The following is a 19,981-nucleotide window of genomic DNA, read 5'->3' on the forward strand; positions in this document are numbered from 1 at the left end:
CCCTAGTGGGCGACCGGGCAGCCGCCGGTCTTGTAGTCGACCTGGTACTCCTTGATGCCGTTGAGCCAGCCGGAGCGCAGGCGCCGCGGGTCGCCGGCCTCGACGATGTCCGGCAGGAAGTCGGCAATCGCGTTGAAGATCAGGTCGATCTCCATCCGGGCCAGGTTGGCACCCAGGCAGTAGTGCGCGCCGGTGCCACCGAAGGACAGGTGCGGGTTCGGATCGCGGAGGATGTCGAACTTCTCCGCGTTCTCGAACACCTCCTCGTCGAAGTTCGCCGCGACGTAGTTCATCACCACGCGCTGGCCCTTCTTGATCGCCACGCCACCGACCTCGGTGTCCTCGAGCGCGGTGCGCTGGAAGGACGCCACCGGGGTGGCCCAGCGGATGATCTCGTCGGCGGAGGTCTTCGGACGCTCCTTCTTGTACAGCTCCCACTGCTCGGGGTTGTCCATGAAGGCCTTCATGCCGTGGGTGATCGCGTTGCGGGTGGTCTCGTTGCCCGCGACCGCGAGCAGGATCACGAAGAACCCGAACTCCTCCGGACTGAGCTCCTCGCCGTCGACGTCCGCCTCGACGAGAGTGGTGACGAGGTCGTCGGTCGGGTTCGCCTTGCGCGCCTCGGCCATCTGGTAGGCGTAGCCGAGGATCTCCATCGACGCGGCCTGCGGGTCGATGTCGAGCTCGGGATCGTCGTATCCGGTCATCTGGTTGGACCAGTCGAAGACCTTGCCGCGGTCCTCCTGCGGCACGCCGATCAGCTCGGCGATGGCCTGCAGCGGCAGCTCACAGGCAACCTGGGTGACGAAGTCGCCGCTACCCTCCGCGGCCGCGGCCTTGACGATCGCCTCGGCGCGCTCGGTCAGCTCCTGCTTGAGTCCGTTGATGGCGCGGGGGGTGAAGCCGCGGGACACCAGCTTGCGCAGCTTGGTGTGCTCCGGGGCGTCCTTGTTCAGCAGCACGAAGCGCTGCAGCTCGATGTTCTCGCGCGGGATGTCATCCGCGAAGCGCGGAATCGCGGTGTTCTCCCAGGTGGAGAACACATCGCTGCGCATCGAGACGTCCCGGACGTCGGCATGCTTGGTGACCAGCCAGTAGCCACCGTCGTTGAAGCCACCGATGCCGTCGGGCTGCTCGACCCAGTACACCGGCTCGGTCTTGCGGACCTCCGCGAGCTCCTCGACCGGTACCCGGTGTGCGTAGATGTCAGGATCCGTAAAGTCGAACCCTGCGGGAATGTTGGGCTGTGCCACTGCTGTCTCCTGCCATCGCGATCGGCGCCGCGCGTGATGTGGAACACGTTCTATAAAGATTGAAGCATAGAGCTTCGATCAGCGAAAGACTAGGCAAAGAACTGAGGGTCAACTCCTTGCCCAACAGGGAGAACCTGTTCTACTTTTTGGTAGTACACGTGGAAAGGAGCCCGCCGTGGGCACACCAGTAATCGTCGAGGCAGTTCGCACCCCGATCGGCAAGCGAGGCGGCTGGCTGTCCGGCCTGCACGCGGCGGAGACCCTGGGCGCGGCTCAGCTCGGACTGCTCGAGCGGGCGGGCATCGACCCCCTCCTCGTCGAGCAGGTCATCGGCGGCTGCGTGACCCAGGCGGGCGCGCAGTCCAACAACGTCACCCGCACCGCCTGGCTGGCGGCCGGACTGCCCTGGCAGACCGGCGCCACCACCATCGACTGCCAGTGCGGCTCCGCACAGCAGGCCAACCACCTGATCGCAGGCCTGATCGCCACCGGCGCCATCGACGTCGGCATCGCCTGCGGTGTGGAGCAGATGAGCCAGGTGCCGCTCGGCGCCAACGTCGGCACCGAGGCCGGCCCCCGTCGCCCGGCGTCGTGGGACATCGACATGCCCGCCCAGTTCGAGGCCGCCGAGCGAATTGCCAAGCGGCGCGGCATCACCCGCGACGACATCGAGGCCCTCGGCGTCCGCTCGCAGGCCCTCGCGAAGCAGGCGTGGGAGGAAGGGCGGTTCGACCGCGAGGTGCTCCCGGTGACCGCCCCCGTCATCGGCGAGGACAAGCTGCCGACCGAGGAGACCACGGTGATCTCGCGGGATCAGGGCCTGCGCGACACCACCGCGGAATCGCTCGCCAAGCTCAAGCCGGTCATCGAGGGCGGCATCCACACCGCGGGCACCTCCTCTCAGATCTCCGACGGCGCCGCCGCGGTGCTGCTGATGGACTCCGACCGCGCCCTGGCCCTCGGCCTCAAGCCGCGCGCCCGGATCGTCTCGCAGGTGCTCGTCGGCGCCGAGCCCGAATTCCACCTCGACGGACCGGTCCAGGCCACCGCCAAGGTGCTCGAGAAGGCCGGCATGAAGATCGGCGACCTGGACCTGTTCGAGGTCAACGAGGCCTTCGCGTCCGTCGCGCTGTCCTGGGCCCGGGTGCACGGCCCGGACATGGACAAGGTCAACGTCAACGGCGGCGCGCTCGCCCTCGGCCACCCCGTCGGCAGCACCGGCTCACGGCTGATCACCACCGCCCTGCACGAGCTCGAGCGCCGCGATGCCTCGACCGCGCTGATCTCGATGTGTGCGGGCGGCGCGCTCGCCACCGGCACCATCATCGAGCGGATCTGATCCGACGATGAACCGCCCACCGCTGCTCGATACCGGGTTCACCCGCTTCGTCATCAAGTGGATGTCGAGGTCGAACGTGCGCGCGTATCGATGGACCGGTGGCCGCGTCGGAGGTAAGTGGCGGGTCGGCAGCGCCGCCAAGCACGGCCTGCCGATCTGCCTGCTCACCACCACCGGGCGCAAGACCGGGGAGCCCCGGGTGACCCCGCTGATCTTCCTGGAGGACGGCGACCGGATCGTGCTGGTCGCCTCGCAGGGCGGGCAGCCCAAGAACCCGCTCTGGTATCTCAATCTCAAGGCCAACCCCAGCGTGACGGTCCAGATCCGTTCCGACGTCCGGAATCTGGTCGCGCGGGTGGCGGACGAGGCCGAGCGTGCGGACCTCTGGCCGCGGCTGGTCGCGATGTATCCCGAGTTCGACGACTACCAGGCCTGGACGGACCGGAAGATTCCCGTCGTCGTGTGCGCTTGACATCCTCCCCGGCCTGAAAGCCGGAGATTCCTACCAACGCCGTGTGGCGCTCTCGGCGGGTTCCTGCTTCGTCGCACAGTGCCGGCATCGCTGCAGGTCTTACCTACGCTCCACAGGCGTTTAGTCTCTCCGCCTGCCCGGCGGCGAGAATGTTCACTGCTGCGTTCAGATCGCGGTCGTGGACTGCACCGCACCGGCACGTCCAGGTTCGGACATGCAACGGCTTCTTCCCGTCGACGACCCCGCACCGCGAGCAGTGCTGGGACGAGGGGAAGAATCTGTCCACCTTGCCGAAATGCCGCCCGTACCGTGCGGCTTTCTCCTCGAGCATCGAGGTGAACATGGACCATCCGGCGTCGTGCACCGACTTTGCCAACCGGGTTCGGGCCAATCCCCTCACGCAGAGGTCCTCGACGTACACCGCTTGGTTTTCGCGGATGATCGTCGTGGACTGTTTGTGCGCGAAGTCGCGGCGCGTATCGGAGACCCTGGCATGCGCCCTGGCGACCTTGATCCGGGCCTTGGTCCGGTTGCTCGATCCTTTCTGTTTGCGTGAAAGTGCTTGCTGGGCTTTGCGGAGTTTGCGTTCGGCCCGGCGAAACACTCGCGGATTGTCGATGGTCTTGCCGTCAGAGAGGACCGCGAATGTCGTTAGCCCGAGGTCGATCCCCACCTCCGAATCCAGCTCGGGAAGCGGGGTGGTGTCCACGGCCACCACGAACGAGGCGAAGTAGCGCCCGGCCGCGTCCTTGATGACGGTCACGGACGACGGATCCGATGGGAGTCGTCGTGACCATGCAACCTTCACGTCGCCGATCTTCGGCAACCTCAACTTGTCGCCCGGGGTGACGGAGAAGCGCGCGTTGCGGGTGAAGCGGATGGACTGCCGATTGTCGCGGCGGGACCGGAATCGCGGCGGCGCAATCGTCGGGCCTTTCCGTTCGCCTGTGATGGAGGCGAAGAAATTACGGTACGCGGTGTTCAAATCAACGAGCGCCTGCTGCAACACGACCGAGGACACGTCGGCCAGCCATGCCCGCTCGGGGGTTCGCTTGGCTTGGGTGAGCATTTTCGACAGTTCCGTGTCGGTAATCCCCGCCCCGTCTCGGTGCGCCTGCCGCCGTGCCGCGAGGCCATCGTTGAACACGACCCGCGCACACCCGAATGCCCGCGCCAACGACCGCCGCTGCCCCACTGTGGGGTAGAGGCGAAAGTTGTATCGGAGTTGCATGCGTTGAGCGTGCCATCTGGGTACGACAGAACTCCGTCGAGTGATTCACCATGCTCAGAAGCGTCTCGTTCCGGTCACACTCAGCCTTGGAGTGGCGTTCCCGCATGAGCGTTTCACCCAGCCGTGGAGCGCTGAGCACCAGCCCACATCTTGGTGGCAATTGCGGGCCCGTTGACAGAGAATCTGAGGGGAGCGCGCAGGATTGCCCACCCGGCAGGTGCACGCTCCGCTGTTGCACACTCAACGGATAGGGAGATTTCGTCATGACGGCTGGCCCCCAAGATCAGATCCTCGACCGACGCGAGCTCGCCTCGGCACTGCTGCGGGCGCTCGATCTGCGGCACGAGGTCCTCGATGCCATCGTCGACAGTGACGACCACGCCGCCGCCGTACGCAGCGTGAGCGAACTCCTCGAGACGACCGAGAACAATGCGAACGCGGTGCTGGGGCTGCAGTTGGGGCGCCTCACCAAGCTGGAGCGCGACCACCTCCGCGACGAGGTGACCAACCTGGAAGCGACGCTGAAGTGGCTGCCGGAGCAGCGCCCGTTCAGCACCGGGGCGAATGTGCGCCTGCGGCCGTTCACTTCTCGCGACGAGGACGCGGACCTCTACCGGCGCCGCTCCGCCGAGCAGCTCGACGACGAGGGCGCGCCGTGGGCGTCGGATCGCGTCGAGGACGAGCGTCGAGCCGGCCTCGGCCGCGTCGACGACGAGACGGCGGCGTGGTTCGTCGCCGAGAACACCAGCGGCGACCGGCCGGAATGCGTCGGGCTCGTCTTCGGCGAACTGCACGGCGGCGAGGTGGAGCTCGCGGTGTGGGTCGCGCCCGAGGCGCGCAAGCAGGGTTACGGCACCGCGGTGATCAAGCTGTCGCGGCCGGAACTCGCCGCCTTCTTCCCCGGTACGACGGTCATCGTCCGCTCCCCCGCGTAGGCACTACGTGCCCGTGCGCGGTTAACGGGTCCCTGGACCCGTTAACCGCGCACGGGCGGCGGAGCCGCCTATGCCCCGTAGACCGGGGTGGGCGTCTCCGCCTTCTCCAGCAGGTCCGCCACGACGGGGCCGATCTCCTTCGGATCCCAGCGCTCGCCCTTGTCCTGGGTGGGTCCGTGCCGCCAGCCCTCGGCGACGGTGATCTTGCCGCCCTCGACCTCGAACACCCGGCCGCTGACGTTCTTCGACTCGGTGCTGCCCAGCCAGACCACGAGCGGGGAGATGTTCTCCGGCGCCATCGCGTCGAAGCCCTCCTCGGGAGCGGCCATCGCCTCGGCCATCGCGCCGCCCGCGCCCACCGTCATCCGGGTGCGCGCCGCGGGCGCGATCGCGTTGACGGAGACGCCGTAGTTCTTCAGCTCGGCGGCGGCCTGGATGGTCATCTCCGCGATGCCCGCCTTGGCGGCCGCGTAGTTGCCCTGACCGATGCTGCCCTGCAGCCCGGCACCCGAGCTGGTGTTGATGATCCGCGCGTCCACCGGACGACCGGCCTTGGACTCCGCTCGCCAGTAGGCGGCGGCATGCCGCAGAGGAGCGAAGTGGCCCTTGAGGTGCACCCGGATCACCGAGTCCCACTCCTGCTCGCTCATGCCGACCAGCATCCGGTCGCGCAGGAAGCCCGCGTTGTTGACGAGCACGTCGAGACCACCGAAGTTGTCGATGGCGGTCTTGATCAGGTTCTGCGCGCCGTCCCAGTCCGCGACGTCGTCGCCGTTCACCACGGCCTGCCCGCCTGCCGCGATGATCTCCGCGACGACCTGCTCGCCGGGGCTCTCGCCGGTCGCGGCGCCGTCACCGCCGACACCGATGTCGTTGACGACCACCTTCGCGCCCTCGGCCGCGAACGCCAGCGCGTGCGCCCGTCCGATACCGCGGCCCGCGCCCGTCACGATGACGACGCGACCGTCTACAAGTCCGCTCATTTCTTGGTCTCCTCTGCTGTTGATGCCGCCAGAAAGGCGGGGCGCTCGCCGCCGCCGTGCACGGTCAGTGTCGAACCGCTGACGTAGGACGCCAGCGGCGACGCCAGGAAGGTTGCACAATTCCCGATGTCCTCGGGCCGTGCCATCCGACCCAGCGGGACGGTCTCGCTCACCGCGGCGAGGCCGTCGGCGCCGCCGTAGTGCAGGTGGGCCTGCTCGGTCTCGACGAGCCCGACGACAATCGAGTTCACCCGGACCTTCGGCGCCCACTCCACAGCGAGGCTGGCCGACAGGCTGTCGATGCCCGCCTTGGCTGCGCCGTAGGCGGCGGTCCCCGGCGAGGGGCGACTGCCGCTGACGCTGCTGATCATCACGATCGAGCCGCCGGTGTCCTGCTTCTGCATGACGGCGTTCGCGATCTGCGAGATCAGGAGCGGCGCCAGCAGGTTGAGCTCGACGATCTTCGAGTGGAAGCGGGGGCTGGCGTCGGCCGCCAGCGCGTACGGGGCCCCGCCCGCGTTGTTGACGACGGCGTCGAGGCGGCCGTGGGTGGCGACGATCGAGTCGATCATCGACTGCACCTGCTCGGCGTCGCGGAGGTCGCAGGAGATGAACTCCACGCCGCGGCCGTCCACCTCGATCGGCTCGTCGGCCGGCCGTCGCGCGCAGGTCACCACCGTGGCGCCCGCGCGCAGGAAGGCGCGGCTGATGCCGGCGCCCACTCCGCGCACTCCGCCGGTGACCAGCACCACGCTGCCGTCAAGACCTAGCTCCACCAGTACCTCCACTGTCAGGGATCTCTGCGGTTGCAGGGATTCCCTGCGGGAGCTGGGGCCATCCGCCCAAAAGCGAACTCCAGCCCGACCCGCAGGTGTGCTAACTTACCAAGCAATCGCTTGGTTTGGCGACCTACCTAAGGAATCACGATGGGAATCACTTCCAAATCCGATGGGGCCGGCATCACCACGGTCACCGTCGACTACCCGCCGGTGAACGCCATCCCGTCTAAGGGATGGTTCGAACTGGCCGACGCCGTCCTCGCGGCGGGCAAGGATCCGAGCACCCACGTGGTGATCCTGCGAGCCGAGGGCCGCGGCTTCAACGCCGGCGTCGACATCAAGGAGATGCAGGCCACCGAGGGCCACGGCGCCCTGATCGAGGCGAACCGCGGCTGCGCGGCAGCGTTCTCCGCGGTCTACGACTGCGAGGTCCCCGTCGTGGTCGCCGTCAACGGCTTCTGCGTCGGTGGCGGCGTCGGCCTGGTCGGCAACGCCGACGTGATCGTCGCGTCCGACGACGCGATCTTCGGCCTGCCCGAGGTCGACCGCGGCGCACTCGGCGCGGCCACGCACCTGGCCCGGCTGGTCCCCCAGCACATGATGCGCACGCTGTACTACACGGCCAAGAACGTCGACGCCCAGACGCTCAAGCACTTCGGCTCCGTGTACGACGTCGTCCCGCGCGCCGAGCTCGACGCGTGCGCACTCAAGATCGCGGGCGAGATCGCCGCCAAGGACACCCGGGTCATCCGGCGCGCCAAGGAAGCGATCAACCGCATCGACGTGATGGACGTGCACACCAGCTACCGGATCGAGCAGGGCTTCACGTTCGAGCTGAACCTCGCCGGCGTCGCCGACGAGCACCGCGACGAGTTCGTCGCCACCGGCAAGCCGCGCGCGAACAAGTAGGGAGTTGAAAGACAATGCGTGACAAGAGGATGTCGCTCGACGAGGTCGTCGGCGAACTGCGCAGTGGCATGACGATCGGCCTGGGTGGCTGGGGCTCGCGCCGCAAGCCGATGGCGTTCGTGCGCGCGATTCTGCGCTCGGACATCAAGGACCTGACCGTCGTCACCTACGGCGGACCCGACCTGGGCCTGCTGTGCTCGGCGGGCAAAGTCAAGAAGGCCTACTACGGCTTCGTGTCCCTGGACTCCGCGCCGTTCTACGACCCCTGGTTCGCCAAGGCCCGCACCACCGGTGCCATCGAGGTCCGCGAGATGGACGAGGGCATGGTCAAGTGCGGCCTCGAGGCCGCCGCGGCGCGCCTGCCGTTCCTGCCGATCCGCGCGGGCCTGGGCTCGGACGTCCTGAACTTCTGGGGCGACGAACTCAAGACCGTCACCTCGCCGTACGCCGACGAGTCCGGCAAGGCCGAGACGCTCATCGCGATGCCCGCGCTGAACCTGGACGCGTCGTTCGTGCACCTGAACCTGGGCGACAAGCACGGCAACGCCGCCTACAACGGCGTCGATCCGTACTTCGACGACCTGTACTGCATGGCCGCCGAAAAGCGCTACGTCTCCGTCGAGCGCATCGTCGAGACCGAGGAACTGGTGAAAGCCGTTCCCCTGCAGCAGCTGATCCTCAACCGCATGATGGTCGACGGCGTCGTGGAGGCCCCGAACGGCGCACACTTCACCCTCGCAGGCGAGAGCTACGGCCGCGACGAGAAGTTCCAGCGCCACTACGCGGAGGCAGCCAAGACCCCCGAGTCGTGGCAGGCCTTCGTCGACACCTACCTGTCCGGCAGCGAGGACGACTACCAGGCCGCCGTCAAGAAGTTCGCAGAGGAGCAGGCATGACCTCCACCGAGACCATCACCCGCGCGGAATACTGCGCGATCGCGTGCGCCGAGATCTTCGCGGGCGCAGGCGAGATCATGGCCAGCCCGATGTCGACGCTGTCGACCATCGGCGCGCGGCTGGCCCGGCTCACCACCGAGCCCGACCTGCTCATCACCGACGGCGAGGCGCTGATCTTCAGCGACACCCCCGCGGTCGGTGCGAAGGCCCCGATCGAGGGCTGGATGCCGTTCCGGAAGGTGTTCGACGTCGTCGCCTCCGGCCGCCGCCACGTGGTCATGGGAGCCAACCAGATCGACCGGTACGGCAACCAGAACCTGTCCGCGTTCGGCCCGCTGCAGCAGCCGACCCGGCAGATGTTCGGCGTCCGCGGCGCCCCCGGCAACACCATCAACCACGCCACCAGCTACTTCGTCCCCAAGCACTCCTCGCGGGTGTTCGTGGACAAGGTGGACGTCGTCTCCGGCGTCGGCTACGACAAGGTCGATCCCGAGAACCCGGCGTTCAAGTACCTGCACCTGCACCGCGTGGTCAGCAACCTCGGGTCCTTCGACTTCGGCGGACCGGGCAACACCCTGCGCGCGCTCAGCCTGCACCCGGGCGTCACCGCGGCCGAGGTCGCCGAGAACACCTCCTTCGAGGTCGCCGGGCTGGCCGAGGCGGGCGTGACCCGCGAGCCCACCGCCGAGGAGCTGCGCCTGATCCGCGAGGTCATCGACCCGCGCGGACTGCGTGAGCGCGAGGTCCAGGCATGACCGCCGTGCTGCGGACCCCGCTGACCGAACTGGTCGGCATCGAGCACCCGATCGTGCAGACCGGCATGGGCTGGGTGTCCGGTCCGCGCCTGACCGCGGCCACCGCCAACGCCGGCGGCCTCGGCATCCTCGCCTCGGCGACGATGACGTACGACGAGCTCGAGGCTGCGATCAAGAAGACCAAGCAGCTCACGAGCAAGCCGTTCGGCGTCAACATCCGCGCCGACGCGACGGATGCCCAGCAGCGCATCGACCTGCTGATTCGCGAGAAGGTCAAGGTCGCCTCGTTCGCGCTGGCGCCGAAGAAGGACCTGATCAGCAAGCTCAAGGACAACGGCGTCGTCGTGGTCCCGTCGATCGGTGCCGCCAAGCACGCCGTCAAGGTCGCCTCCTGGGGCGCCGACGCGGTGATCGTGCAGGGCGGCGAGGGCGGCGGTCACACCGGCGCGGTCGCGACGACGCTGCTGCTGCCGTCGGTGCTCGACGCGGTCGACATCCCGGTGATCGCGGCTGGCGGATTCTTCGACGGTCGCGGCCTTGCCGCGGCGCTGTCCTACGGCGCCGCGGGCGTCGCGATGGGCACCCGCTTCCTGCTCACCAGCGACTCGGCGGTGCCGGAGTCGGTCAAGCAGGAGTACCTCAAGCGCGACCTGCAGGGCACCACGGTCTCGCGCAAGGTAGACGGCATGCCGCACCGTGTGCTGAACACGGACCTGGTGAACAGCCTGGAGAAGTCCAGCTACGCACGGGGACTCATCGCCGCGGCCAGGAACGCCCCGAAGGTCAGGGCGATGACCGGCATGAAGTGGTCGACGCTCCTCAAGGAGGGGCTCGACATGCACAAGTCCACCGACAAGACGTGGCTGCAGGTCATCATGTACGCCAACACCCCGATGCTGCTCAAGGCCGGCCTCGTGGACGGCGACGCTCACGCGGGCGTGCTGGCGTCCGGTCAGGTGGTCGGCATGATCGACGACCTGCCGAGCTGCCAGGAACTGATCGACCAGATCATGGCGGACGCGGTCAAGCGCATCGACGCCCTCGGAGCGCTCAAGGCCTGACGCTCCCACCTCGAAAGCCCCCGCACGCCAACGGCATGCGGGGGCTTTCTTGCGTCACGGCCGGGTGTTCCCGCTCTCCGAGACCATCACCGAGATATGTGGCACAGCTCACTAACGTCGGGCCGGTGGATGCGACGATGCCCGAGGACGGCTCCTGGCGAACTACGACGAAGCGGACTCCCCGCGCGCGCGAGTCCCTGCTCGAGCGCGTGACGATGATCCTCGACTCCTTCACCGGACCGAACCTCCACCTGAGCCTGGACGACCTCGCCACCCGCTCGGGTCTGCCCCGCTCGACCACGCACCGCATCGTGGTCGAGATGATTGAGTTGGGCTGGCTGACGCGCCGGGGCCGGAACTATCGGCTGGGTTCGCGCGCGCTCGGCGCCGTCGGGCCCGACGCCGCGCACGCGCGGATCCGTATCGGCGCCAACGACATTCTCCAGGACCTGCACCTACGCACCGGGATGGTCGTGCACCTCGGCGTCCTCGACGATGGTCAGGAGTACTTCCTCGACAAGGTGGGTGGACCGTTCGGGCGACTGCTCAGATCCCGTGTCGGCGCTCGCTACCCGGCCTACCGCGGCGCCGGTGGGCGGTCGCTGCTGGCGCTGCTCGCCCCGGAGGAGGTGGACCAGGTGGTGGTTCCGCAGCTGCACAGTTCGGGAAGCCGGGCGTGGACGCGATCGACGCTGCATGCCGAACTCGCGCGGATCCGGGTGCGCGGCGGAGTCGCCTTCGAGTCCACCGAGGCGTCCGTGGGCGACCAGTCCGGGCGGATCGGCAGCCTCGGCTGTGCCGTCCGGACCGGAGACGGTGTGGCGGTCTCCCTGTGCCTTGCCGGTGACGGCGACGCCGTGCAACTCGACCGGCTCGTGCCGCTGGTGCGGGACGCCGCCACCCGGCTGGCCCGGGCGGTCTGACACCCCTCTCATCCCGCGCCACGAGACAGCCGCGCCGACACAGCCGACGTCATGGCTGACTGTCCAGCAACGACAATCGAAGGGAGTCCCGTGAGCGGATTCGAAGGCAGGGTTGCACTGATCACCGGCGGCGCGCGCGGGCAGGGACGCTCGCATGCGCTGGCCTTCGCCGAGCGCGGCGCCGATGTCGTCATCGTCGACCGTTGCCAGGACCTCGACGTCGTCGGCTATCCGATGGCCACCACCGACGACCTCGCCGAGACCGCGAAGCTGGTGGAGAAGACCGGACGCCGCTGCCTCGCGGTCCAGGCCGACACGGCGGATCGCGCGGCCATGGACGCGCTGGTCGCGTCCGCGACCGCGGAGTTCGGCCGCATCGACATCGCGGTGGCCAATGCGGGCGTCTCGATCCAGGGCGCGGTCCAGGACACCACCACGGCGGTGTGGGGCGAGGTGCTCGCCACCAACCTCACCGGAGTGTTCAACACCATCGGCGCCGTCGCCCCCGGCATGGTCGACCGCGGCTACGGCCGCATCGTGACGATCTCGTCGATGCTCGGCCGCCAGGGCAACCCCGGCATGGCCGCGTACTGCGCCTCGAAATGGGGCGTCGTCGGCCTGACCAAGAGCGCCGCCCTCGACCTCGCGCCGCACGGCATCACCGTGAACGCGATCGCCCCGGGCAACATCGACACCGGAATGCTGCACAACGAGTAGCTGTACCGGCACATTCGCCCCGACCTGCCCTCGCCCGGCGCCGCGGACATCGAGGACGTGATGCGCGGCCTGCACGCCATCCCGACGCCGTGGCTCGACCCGTTCGAGATCACCCGCGCGGTGTTTTTCTTCGCCGACACGGCGAGCACCCACATCTCCGGCACCGTGCTCCCGGTGGACGCAGGCAACGCCGGTCGCGTCACCGCCTGATCGGCCCGATCCCCAAGGCCCGATCCCCCCCTAAAGAAGGAGGCCGCCCGATGTCCACCCAGCTGAACGACAACGAGATCCGCGAGATCGAGGCAGGCGCCGCCCCCGAGCGGTTCGCCCGCGGCTGGCACTGCCTCGGCCTCTCCCGCGAGTTCGATGACGGCGCACCCCACTCGATCCAGGCCTTCGGCACCAAGCTGGTCGTCTTCGCGGACAGCGCGGGCGACATCAAGATTCTCGATGCCTACTGCAGGCACATGGGCGGCGACCTGTCCCAGGGCGAGGTCAAGGGCGACTCGATCGCCTGCCCGTTCCACGACTGGCGTTGGGGCGGAAACGGCAAGTGCACGGGCATCCCCTACGCCCGCCGAGTTCCGCCGATCGCGAAGACCAGGGCCTGGCACGTCCTCGACCAGGACGGGCTGCTGTTCGTCTACCACGACCCGGAGGGCAACCCGCCGCCGCCCGAGATCGCCCCGCCGCGGATCGAGGGCGCGCTGTCCGACCAGTGGACGGACTGGAAGGGGTTCAAGCAGATCGTCGTCAACACCAACTGCCGCGAGCTGATCGACAACAACGTCGACATGGCGCACTTCTTCTACGTGCACGGCTCGTTCCCGACCTACTTCAGGAACGTCTTCGAGGGTCACGTCTCGGCGCAGTTCATGAACGGCCGCAGCCGCGAGGACATCCGGCCGCCGAGCAAGGACGGCGAACCGAAACTCGTCGGGAACAGCTCCGCGGCCGCCTACTACGGCCCCGCCTTCATGATCGACGAGCTGACCTACCACTACGACCGATTCGACATCGAGTCGGTCCTGCTCAACTGCCACTACCCGATCGACGCCAACAGCTTCGTGCTCACGTACGGGGTGATCGTGAAGAACTCCGACCACCTGGACGCGGCAGCGGCCTCCCGGATGGCGGAGAACATGGGGGCGTTCATCACCAAGGGATTCGAGCAGGACGTCGAGATCTGGAAGAACAAGACCCGGATCGAGAACCCGCTCCTGTGCGAGCAGGACGGCCCGGTCTACCAGCTGCGCCGCTGGTACGAACAGTTCTACGTCGACACGGCGGACGTCACCTCGGAGATGGTGGATCGGTTCGAGTACGTACTGGACACCACTCGCCCGGTCGAGGTGTGGCGCCAGGAGGTCGCGGACAACCTCGCGGCCAGGGCAGCGTCCGCCCGGACATGACGGCGCGGGTGACGAACCTCGTGGTGCCGCCCGACGCGGCGGAGCGGCCGTCAGCCCTGCTGGGTGGTGGCCATCCGGGCGCGGACCTCGGGCCTGCGCAGCGGCGGCACCGTCGACGGCGGCTGCTTACGGGCGGGCAGCACGCCGAGCAGCCGCATCGTGGTCGCGGTGACCTCGGCGACCGCCTGCTCGAAGGGCTCCCGGGTGGCGTCGGACAGCTTCTGCACGCCGCTCACCTTCCGGACGTACTGACGGGCCGCCGCCTCGATCTCCTCCGCGGTGGCGGCGGGCTCGAGGCCGCGGAGTTCGGTGATGTTTCGGCACATATCCCGACGATAAGCCCCGGGGACCGTCCGCGCGAGGTCATGCGTTGCGTACCGCCCCATAACTATTCCGGTTCTGAGGGTCTGTCACTCCGGTATTGTCCGGCGATGTGAATGGATCCGGAGATCGCCGTGTCGAACCCACCGGCCCCGGCCGGCCGCGCGATCCCCAAGTCGACCGGTCGGTACTCGAGGCGACCATCGGTCTGCTCGTCGAGTCGGGCTACCAGAAGACCACCATCCAGGCCATCGCCCGCCGGGCCAAGGTGAGCGCACCCGCGATCTACCGACGCTGGTCCACCCGCGAGATGATCATCGAGGACGCGATTTTCGGCCTCCAGGCCGCGGGAGACATGCCGCTGCCCCCGCCCACCGATGACCTGCGGGCCGACCTGCTGGCCTGGACCCGCAAGTTCCTCGACCGCACGGCGAACCCGGCCGCACGCTCGGCGATACCCGGGCTGCTGTCCACCTGGAATCACAACGAGGGCGTCTACGACCGACTGGTGCAGCGGGCCGAGGTGCCCGTCCGCAAGGCCCTGCTCGACCGGATCCTGCTGGCGGTGCCCCACGCGGGGGCGGGTGCCGAGGCGACCGCGGACACCGTCTACGACCTGCTGGTGTCGGCCACCATGATCCGCGGCGTCTCGCGCGGCTACGAAGACTCGGATGCGTGGTGCGAGCGGATCGCCGATGCCCTGGCCGCGCTGATCGGCACCATCGACTGACCCACACCGTCCAGCAACGAATTCGGCCCCGCACCTCCTCCGATCGGAGGAGGCACGGGGCCGAATCTGTTTGTGCCGAGCGGGTTTCTAGTCCAGTCGCTCGATGATGGTCACGTTGGCGGTGCCGCCGCCCTCGCAGATGGTCTGCAGGCCGTAGCGTCCGCCGGTGCGCTCGAGCTCGCCCAGCATCGTCGCGAAGAGCTTGGTGCCGGTCGCACCGAGCGGGTGCCCGTTCGCGATCGCGCCGCCGTTGACGTTGACCTTCGCCGGGTCCGCGCCGATCTCCTTGATCCAGGAGAGCACGACGGGGGCGAAGGCCTCGTTGATCTCGATGACGTCGATGTCGTCGATGGTCAGGCCGGTCTTCTCCAGCGCGTACTTGGTCGCCGGGATCGGCGCGCTGAGCATGAAGATCGGCGAGGCGCCGCGGGCGCTGAGGTGATGGATCCGGGCGCGGGGCTTGAGCCCGTGCGCCTTGACGGCTGCCTCGGAGGCGAGCAGCGTCGCGCTGGCACCGTCGGAGATCTGACTCGCCAGTGCGGCGGTCAGGCGTCCACCCTCGGTCAGGGTCTTGAGCCCGGCCATCTTCTCCAGGCTGGTCTCGCGCGGGCCCTCGTCGATGCTGAACTCGCCGATCGGCACGATCTCGCGGTCGAAGCGCCCCTCGGCGATCGCCTTGCGGGCGCGCTCGTGGCTCTGCAGCGCCCAGCGCTCCATCTCCTCGCGGCTGATCTCCCACTTCTCGGCGATCAGCTCGGCGCCGTGGAACTGCGAGACCTCCTGGTCGCCGTACCGGTGCTCCCAGCCCTTCGAACCCTTGAACGGGGTCTCGAACCCGAACTGCTCACCGACGACCATCGCGGAGGCGATCGGGATCATGCTCATGTTCTGCACGCCGCCGGCCACCATCAGGTCCGCGGTGCCGCTCATGATCGCCTGCGCCGCAAAGTGAACGGCCTGCTGGCTGGATCCGCACTGGCGGTCGACGGTGACGCCGGGAACATCCTCGGGGAAGCCAGCGGCGAGCCACGCGGTGCGCGCGATGTTGCCGGCCTGCGGACCGATCGCGTCGACACAGCCGAACACGACGTCGTCGATCTCCCGCGGGTCGACCTCGTTGCGCTCGAGCAGCTGCTTGAGCACCGCGGCGCCGAGGTCCGCGGGGTGCACCTCGGAGAGGGCGCCGCCCTTCTTACCGACCGCGGTGCGGATGGCGTCAACAATGTATGCCTCAGGCATGGAACTAACTCCCTACGATTCGGACCGTGACTGTGGGCTCGAGAGCCCGTCGAGCACAATGGCGAGATACTGCTTGGCGACCGTTTCCGCGGTCATCGGGCCTCCGGGCCGGTACCACCGCACCGGAACCCAGACGGTGTCGCGCATGAAGCGGTACACCAGCTCCACGTCGATGTCGGGGCGGAAGCTGCCGTCCTCGATACCGGCCTCGAGGACCGAGACCCACAGGCCGCGGAACTCCTTGTTGCGCTCGGTGATGTACTCGAAGCGCTCGTTGCCGACCAGGTGCTTGGCCTCGTCCTGGTAGATGGCGACCGCGGCGTGCGAACCGTCGATCGCCTCGAACGACGCGACCACCATCGCCTCCAGGGTGGCACGCGACCCGAGCCCGGACGCGACGATGTCGCGGTACCGCCCGAACAGCTCGTCGAGGAACCCCTTGAGGATCTCGTCGACCATCGACTCCTTGGAGTCGAAATGGTGGTACAGGCTCCCGGACAGGATCCCGGCCGAGTCGGCGATGTCGCGCACCGTGGTGGCGCGCAGACCGCGCTCGGCGAACAGGGATGCGGCCAGCGCGAGGAGTTCGGCGCGGCGGCCGGACTTGCTGGCAGACTCTTCGGCAGCTCTCGGCGGAGGGGTCACATCCGACAGCGTATCAACCAAGCGCTTGTTAGGGTACCGGGGTGCAGCAAAATACTTGTGCCATTGTCACCGGCGGGTCGGGCGGCATCGGGATCGAGATCACCCGACGACTCGCCGCGCAGGGCCTGCCCGTCGCGTTCACCTACCGGTTCGGCGCCGACCGCGCCGCCGCCCTGGTCGAGGAGATCACCGCGGCAGGTGGGCGGGCCCGCGCCGACGCTGTCGATCTGACCGACCGCGACCGGGTAAAGCAGTGGGCCGCCGAGGTCGGCGCCGAGCTCGGCGATCCGTCGGTACTCGTGCACGCCGCAGGCCCGCACGTCCCGATGGTGCACCTGTCCAAGGTCTCCCCCGACACCTTCTCCGAGCATCTCGGCGCCGAGGCCACCGCCTTCTTCGCACTCGTGCACGCCCTGCTCCCCGGACTCCGCGCGGCCCGCGGCTCGGTCGTCGCGGTGACGACCGCGGCCACCGACCGCTACCCCGTCCGCGACGGCCTCTCGTCCGGCACCAAGGGCGCCGTCGAGGCCCTGGTCCGGGCGTTCGCCGCCGAGGAGGGCCGGTTCGGCGTCCGCTTCAACTCCGTCGGCCCCGGCATGCTCACCGACGGCATGGCGGAGCGGCTGATGGGCAACGCGGACCTCGACGAACGCGCGCAGGCCGTCGCCATGAGCCGGATCCCCCTGCAGCGCTTCGGATCCGCGGTGGACATCGCCGAGGCCGTCTGCTTCCTGACGAGCGACAAGGCCGGCTTCATCACCGGCCAGAAGCTGAACGTCGACGGCGGCTACACCGTCTAGGCGGCTTCGCCGCCCGTGAGTCCTTCTAGCTCCCACGCGGACCAGAAGGACGCACAGGCGGGGCATGGGTTTTCGTCCCTCCTCACCCAGCCCTCGCGACGCAGGACCCGCTCGACCTCCTGGGCCGCCACGCACGGGGTCCCGACGGTTTCCTCGTAGCCGAAAACCAGTCGCGGCCGGTCCGCCAGTTCGGCGGCGTTGTCACGGCGTCGGTCGCGGAACCCCACACGGACTGCGCCCTCGAGCGCCATGTGATAACGCCGTGGGGCCCGCTCCTGCATGCGCTGCCGGACGTCCGCCAACCGGATACGACGGTTCGTGACCGACGAGATCAGGCTGACGTAGGCTGCCCGCGCGTGGGGCTCTGCCACCGCGAAGTCAATCGCCGTATCGGCCAACGTGGTCCGGGGACATACACCGGATCGTGACCGCGGGGTCCGACGTAAAGCCCGACCCCGGCGAGGGTTATCCACAGGCGCTCCGCGCCTGTGAGTCCTTTTGGCCCACATGGGGACCAGAAGGACTCACGGGCGGCGGAGCCGCCTATGCGCGCTGGCTGGAGATCGAGACGATCTCGCCGGTGAGGTAGGTGGTGTAGTCGCTGGCGAGCATCGCGATGGTGGCGGCGATCTCCCACACCTCGGCGGCGCGGCCGAAGGCCTCACCCTCGGCCAGCTTGTCGAGCAGCTCCTCGCTGGTCACCTTCGCCAGGAACGCGTGCCGGGCGATGGACGGCGCGACCGCATTGATCCGGACGCCGTACTCGGCGGCCTCGATCGCGCTGCAGCGGGTCAGGGCCATGACGCCGGCCTTGGCCGCCGCGTAGTGCGCCTGCGAATGCTGCGCGCGCCAGCCGAGCACGGAGGCGTTGTTGACCAGGACGCCGTTGTGTTCGACCGACTTGAAGTAGCGCAGCGCGGCGCGGGTGGCGCGGAAGGTGCTGGTGAGGGTGATGTCGAGGACGCGGTCCCACTGCTCGTCGGTCATGTCCACGACCGGCGTCTCGCCGCCGAGGCCCGCGTTGTTGACCAGGACGTCGATGCGACCGAGCTTCTCGGCCGCGCCCGAGATCAGCGCGTCGACCTGCTCGGTGCTCGAGACGTCGCAGACGAACGACTCGACCTGCTGGCCACCGAACTCGGCGGACAGCTTCTCCACGGTCTCGCCGAGGCGCCGCTCGTGGAAGTCCGAGACCAGCACGTCGGCGCCCTCGAGCAGTGCCCTGCGCGCGGTGGCGAAGCCGATCCCGGTGCCCGCGGCCGCGGTCACGACGACCTTCTTGCCCTTGAGCAGGTTGTGGCCCTCGATCTCCGCGGGTGCGACGGCCAGGGGGGACTTGAGGGAAGTGGTCACGGTCGAGCCTCTCGGGGAAGTCCGAGCACCCGCTCGGCGATGATGTTGCGCTGGATTTCGTTCGAGCCGCCGTAGATGGTGTCCGCTCTCGTGAACAGCCACAGGCGCTGCAGGTCGTTCAGTTCCTCGCCGGGCTCGGTGTTCTCGATGCCGACCAGCGACGCCGCACCCTGCACCTCCATGGCGAGTTCACCGAGGCCGCGGTGCCAATTGGCCCACAGCAGCTTCGCGACGGACGCCTCGCCACCGTTGGCACTGGCATCGACCGCAGCCAGGGTGCGCAGCGCGTGGGCGCGCATGACCTGCAGGCCCATCCAGGCGCGGGTGAGCTTGTTGCGGATCACCGGGTTCTGCGCAGCGCCGTTGCGCTCGGCCAGTTCGACGATGGACTCGAGTTCGCGGGCGAACCCGATCTGCTGCCCGAGGGTGGAGACCCCACGCTCGAAGGTGAGCGTGCCCATCGCGACGCCCCAGCCGTTGCCCTCGCCGCCGACGACGAGGTCCGCATCGGTGCGGGCGTTGTCGAAGAACACCTCGTTGAACTCGGAGGTGCCGGTGAGCTGGATGATCGGACGGACCTCGACACCCTCCTGGTTCATCGGAACCAGGAGGTAGGACAGGCCCTTGTGCCGCGCCGAGCCCGGCTCGGTGCGGGCGACGACGAAGCACCAGTCCGACAGGTGCGCCAGCGAGGTCCACACCTTCTGCCCGTTGACGACCCACTGGTCGCCCTCGATCCTGGCGGTGGTCGACACGTTCGCGAGGTCCGACCCCGCGCCGGGCTCGGAATAGCCCTGACACCACAGTTCGGTGACGGTCTTGATACCCGGCAGGAAGCGCCGCTTCTGCTCCTCCGTACCGAACGCGATGAGCGTCGGGCCGAGCAGTTCCTCACCGATATGGCTCACACGCGCAGGCGCATCGGCGCTCGCGTACTCCTGATGGAAGATGATCTGCTGGTTCAGCGTCGCCTCGCGGCCGCCGTACTCCTTCGGCCATCCGAGGCAGGTCCAGCCCGCGGCTGCCAGGTGGCGATCCCACTCGAGTCGCTCCTCGAACGCCTCGTGTTCACGCCCCGGTCCACCGAGGCCCTTCAGCTCGGCGAACTTCCCCGAGAGGTTCTCCTCGAGCCATTCGCGTACTTCTTTGGCGAAGGCCGCGTCGGCGGCCTCGCTCTCACCCTGGCTAACGTCCACAGCGATACGGTACCCTACCAAGCACTTGCTTT

General features: G+C 68.4%; 20 protein-coding genes and 2 pseudogenes. 12 read left to right on the forward strand and 10 right to left on the reverse strand.

Annotated features, from left to right (window positions below):
• Window positions 1-2: 2 nt before the first annotated feature.
• Window positions 3-1,253, reverse strand: a complete 1,251-nt coding sequence (locus tag ACFXMV_RS16605) for a cytochrome P450 (RefSeq protein ID WP_378502370.1) — start codon at window positions 1,251-1,253, stop codon at window positions 3-5.
• Between the two features lie 175 nt (window positions 1,254-1,428).
• Here ACFXMV_RS16605 and ACFXMV_RS16610 point away from each other — a divergent pair, with 175 nt between their 5' ends.
• Together ACFXMV_RS16610 and ACFXMV_RS16615 are read left to right on the forward strand one after the other, a co-directional pair.
• Entirely contained in the window at window positions 1,429-2,592 is a 1,164-nt protein-coding gene (locus ACFXMV_RS16610) for a steroid 3-ketoacyl-CoA thiolase (RefSeq protein WP_378503346.1), read from the forward strand.
• Between the two features lie 7 nt (window positions 2,593-2,599).
• Window positions 2,600-3,064 carry a nitroreductase family deazaflavin-dependent oxidoreductase gene (locus ACFXMV_RS16615; RefSeq protein ID WP_378501793.1) on the forward strand — a complete coding sequence of 155 codons (465 nt, stop codon included), beginning with the start codon at window positions 2,600-2,602 and terminating at the stop codon, window positions 3,062-3,064.
• Between the two features lie 103 nt (window positions 3,065-3,167).
• On the opposite strand, the gene ACFXMV_RS16620 is transcribed toward ACFXMV_RS16615, so the two are convergent.
• Window positions 3,168-4,295 carry an RNA-guided endonuclease InsQ/TnpB family protein gene (locus tag ACFXMV_RS16620; RefSeq protein ID WP_378501794.1) on the reverse strand — a complete coding sequence of 376 codons (1,128 nt, stop codon included), beginning with the start codon at window positions 4,293-4,295 and terminating at the stop codon, window positions 3,168-3,170.
• A 263-nt stretch (window positions 4,296-4,558) separates the two neighbouring features.
• On the opposite strand from ACFXMV_RS16620, the gene ACFXMV_RS16625 reads away from it, so the two are divergent.
• Window positions 4,559-5,230 carry a GNAT family N-acetyltransferase gene (locus tag ACFXMV_RS16625; RefSeq protein ID WP_378501795.1) on the forward strand — a complete coding sequence of 224 codons (672 nt, stop codon included), beginning with the start codon at window positions 4,559-4,561 and terminating at the stop codon, window positions 5,228-5,230.
• Window positions 5,231-5,298: 68 nt separating this feature from the next.
• Here the strand turns inward: ACFXMV_RS16625 and ACFXMV_RS16630 are convergent, their stop codons facing one another.
• Window positions 5,299-6,213, reverse strand: a complete 915-nt coding sequence (locus ACFXMV_RS16630) for an SDR family oxidoreductase (RefSeq protein ID WP_378498775.1) — start codon at window positions 6,211-6,213, stop codon at window positions 5,299-5,301.
• Window positions 6,210-6,989 carry an SDR family oxidoreductase gene (locus ACFXMV_RS16635; protein ID WP_378498776.1) on the reverse strand — a complete coding sequence of 260 codons (780 nt, stop codon included), beginning with the start codon at window positions 6,987-6,989 and terminating at the stop codon, window positions 6,210-6,212. Before ACFXMV_RS16635 ends, ACFXMV_RS16630 begins: the two co-directional genes overlap by 4 nt.
• A 150-nt stretch (window positions 6,990-7,139) precedes the next feature.
• Between ACFXMV_RS16635 and echA20 the strand changes: the two genes are divergently transcribed.
• The 7 genes and pseudogenes from echA20 to ACFXMV_RS16670 all read left to right on the forward strand — a co-directional run bounded on the left by echA20 (window position 7,140) and on the right by ACFXMV_RS16670 (window position 13,665).
• Window positions 7,140-7,901 (forward strand): (7aS)-7a-methyl-1,5-dioxo-2,3,5,6,7,7a-hexahydro-1H-indene-carboxyl-CoA hydrolase, encoded by a 762-nt coding sequence (echA20, locus tag ACFXMV_RS16640; protein WP_378498777.1) that lies wholly within the window; start codon window positions 7,140-7,142, stop codon window positions 7,899-7,901.
• A gap of 14 nt (window positions 7,902-7,915) precedes the next feature.
• Complete coding sequence (gene ipdA / locus ACFXMV_RS16645; protein ID WP_378498778.1) at window positions 7,916-8,797, forward strand: cholesterol ring-cleaving hydrolase subunit IpdA; 882 nt, start codon at window positions 7,916-7,918, stop codon at window positions 8,795-8,797.
• Window positions 8,794-9,552, forward strand: a complete 759-nt coding sequence (gene ipdB / locus ACFXMV_RS16650) for a cholesterol ring-cleaving hydrolase subunit IpdB (RefSeq protein WP_378498779.1) — start codon at window positions 8,794-8,796, stop codon at window positions 9,550-9,552. Before ipdA ends, ipdB begins: the two co-directional genes overlap by 4 nt.
• Complete coding sequence (locus tag ACFXMV_RS16655) at window positions 9,549-10,613, forward strand: NAD(P)H-dependent flavin oxidoreductase (RefSeq protein WP_378498780.1); 1,065 nt, start codon at window positions 9,549-9,551, stop codon at window positions 10,611-10,613. The genes ipdB and ACFXMV_RS16655 overlap by 4 nt, the downstream gene beginning before the upstream one ends.
• Before the next feature lie 125 nt (window positions 10,614-10,738).
• Entirely contained in the window at window positions 10,739-11,536 is a 798-nt protein-coding gene (locus tag ACFXMV_RS16660) for an IclR family transcriptional regulator (protein ID WP_378503347.1), read from the forward strand.
• Between the two features lie 51 nt (window positions 11,537-11,587).
• Window positions 11,588-12,463 (forward strand): annotated as a pseudogene (locus ACFXMV_RS16665) (mycofactocin-coupled SDR family oxidoreductase).
• A 50-nt stretch (window positions 12,464-12,513) separates the two neighbouring features.
• Window positions 12,514-13,665 carry a Rieske 2Fe-2S domain-containing protein gene (locus tag ACFXMV_RS16670; protein ID WP_378498782.1) on the forward strand — a complete coding sequence of 384 codons (1,152 nt, stop codon included), beginning with the start codon at window positions 12,514-12,516 and terminating at the stop codon, window positions 13,663-13,665.
• Between the two features lie 50 nt (window positions 13,666-13,715).
• On the opposite strand, the gene ACFXMV_RS16675 is transcribed toward ACFXMV_RS16670, so the two are convergent.
• Window positions 13,716-13,991 carry a DUF2277 domain-containing protein gene (locus ACFXMV_RS16675; RefSeq protein ID WP_378498783.1) on the reverse strand — a complete coding sequence of 92 codons (276 nt, stop codon included), beginning with the start codon at window positions 13,989-13,991 and terminating at the stop codon, window positions 13,716-13,718.
• A gap of 107 nt (window positions 13,992-14,098) precedes the next feature.
• Between ACFXMV_RS16675 and ACFXMV_RS16680 the strand changes: the two genes are divergently transcribed.
• Entirely contained in the window at window positions 14,099-14,716 is a 618-nt protein-coding gene (locus ACFXMV_RS16680) for a TetR/AcrR family transcriptional regulator (protein ID WP_378498784.1), read from the forward strand.
• An 87-nt stretch (window positions 14,717-14,803) separates the two neighbouring features.
• Here ACFXMV_RS16680 and ACFXMV_RS16685 read toward each other — a convergent pair whose 3' ends face one another.
• Together ACFXMV_RS16685 and ACFXMV_RS16690 are read right to left on the reverse strand one after the other, a co-directional pair.
• Window positions 14,804-15,955, reverse strand: coding sequence for an acetyl-CoA C-acetyltransferase (locus tag ACFXMV_RS16685; protein ID WP_378498785.1), 1,152 nt, complete (start codon window positions 15,953-15,955; stop codon window positions 14,804-14,806).
• 12 nt (window positions 15,956-15,967) lie between these two features.
• Complete coding sequence (locus ACFXMV_RS16690; RefSeq protein ID WP_378498786.1) at window positions 15,968-16,600, reverse strand: TetR/AcrR family transcriptional regulator; 633 nt, start codon at window positions 16,598-16,600, stop codon at window positions 15,968-15,970.
• A 41-nt stretch (window positions 16,601-16,641) separates the two neighbouring features.
• On the opposite strand from ACFXMV_RS16690, the gene ACFXMV_RS16695 reads away from it, so the two are divergent.
• The gene (locus tag ACFXMV_RS16695) at window positions 16,642-17,400 is read left to right on the forward strand and encodes an SDR family NAD(P)-dependent oxidoreductase (RefSeq protein ID WP_378498787.1); all 759 of its coding nucleotides are present in this window, start codon (window positions 16,642-16,644) and stop codon (window positions 17,398-17,400) included.
• Here the strand turns inward: ACFXMV_RS16695 and ACFXMV_RS16700 are convergent.
• The 3 genes and pseudogenes from ACFXMV_RS16700 to ACFXMV_RS16710 all read right to left on the reverse strand — a co-directional run.
• Window positions 17,397-17,810 (reverse strand): annotated as a pseudogene (locus tag ACFXMV_RS16700) (hypothetical protein); the annotation flags it as partial. The gene ACFXMV_RS16695 and the pseudogene ACFXMV_RS16700 overlap by 4 nt on opposite strands.
• Before the next feature lie 133 nt (window positions 17,811-17,943).
• The gene (locus ACFXMV_RS16705; RefSeq protein ID WP_378498788.1) at window positions 17,944-18,753 is read right to left on the reverse strand and encodes an SDR family oxidoreductase; all 810 of its coding nucleotides are present in this window, start codon (window positions 18,751-18,753) and stop codon (window positions 17,944-17,946) included.
• The gene (locus tag ACFXMV_RS16710; RefSeq protein ID WP_378498789.1) at window positions 18,750-19,949 is read right to left on the reverse strand and encodes an acyl-CoA dehydrogenase family protein; all 1,200 of its coding nucleotides are present in this window, start codon (window positions 19,947-19,949) and stop codon (window positions 18,750-18,752) included. The genes ACFXMV_RS16705 and ACFXMV_RS16710 overlap by 4 nt, the downstream gene beginning before the upstream one ends.
• Between the last annotated feature and the right edge of the window lie 32 nt (window positions 19,950-19,981).

The sequence above is a fragment of the Rhodococcus sp. NPDC059179 genome, from assembly GCF_042754885.1.
Lineage (GTDB): Bacteria > Actinomycetota > Actinomycetes > Mycobacteriales > Mycobacteriaceae > Rhodococcus_G.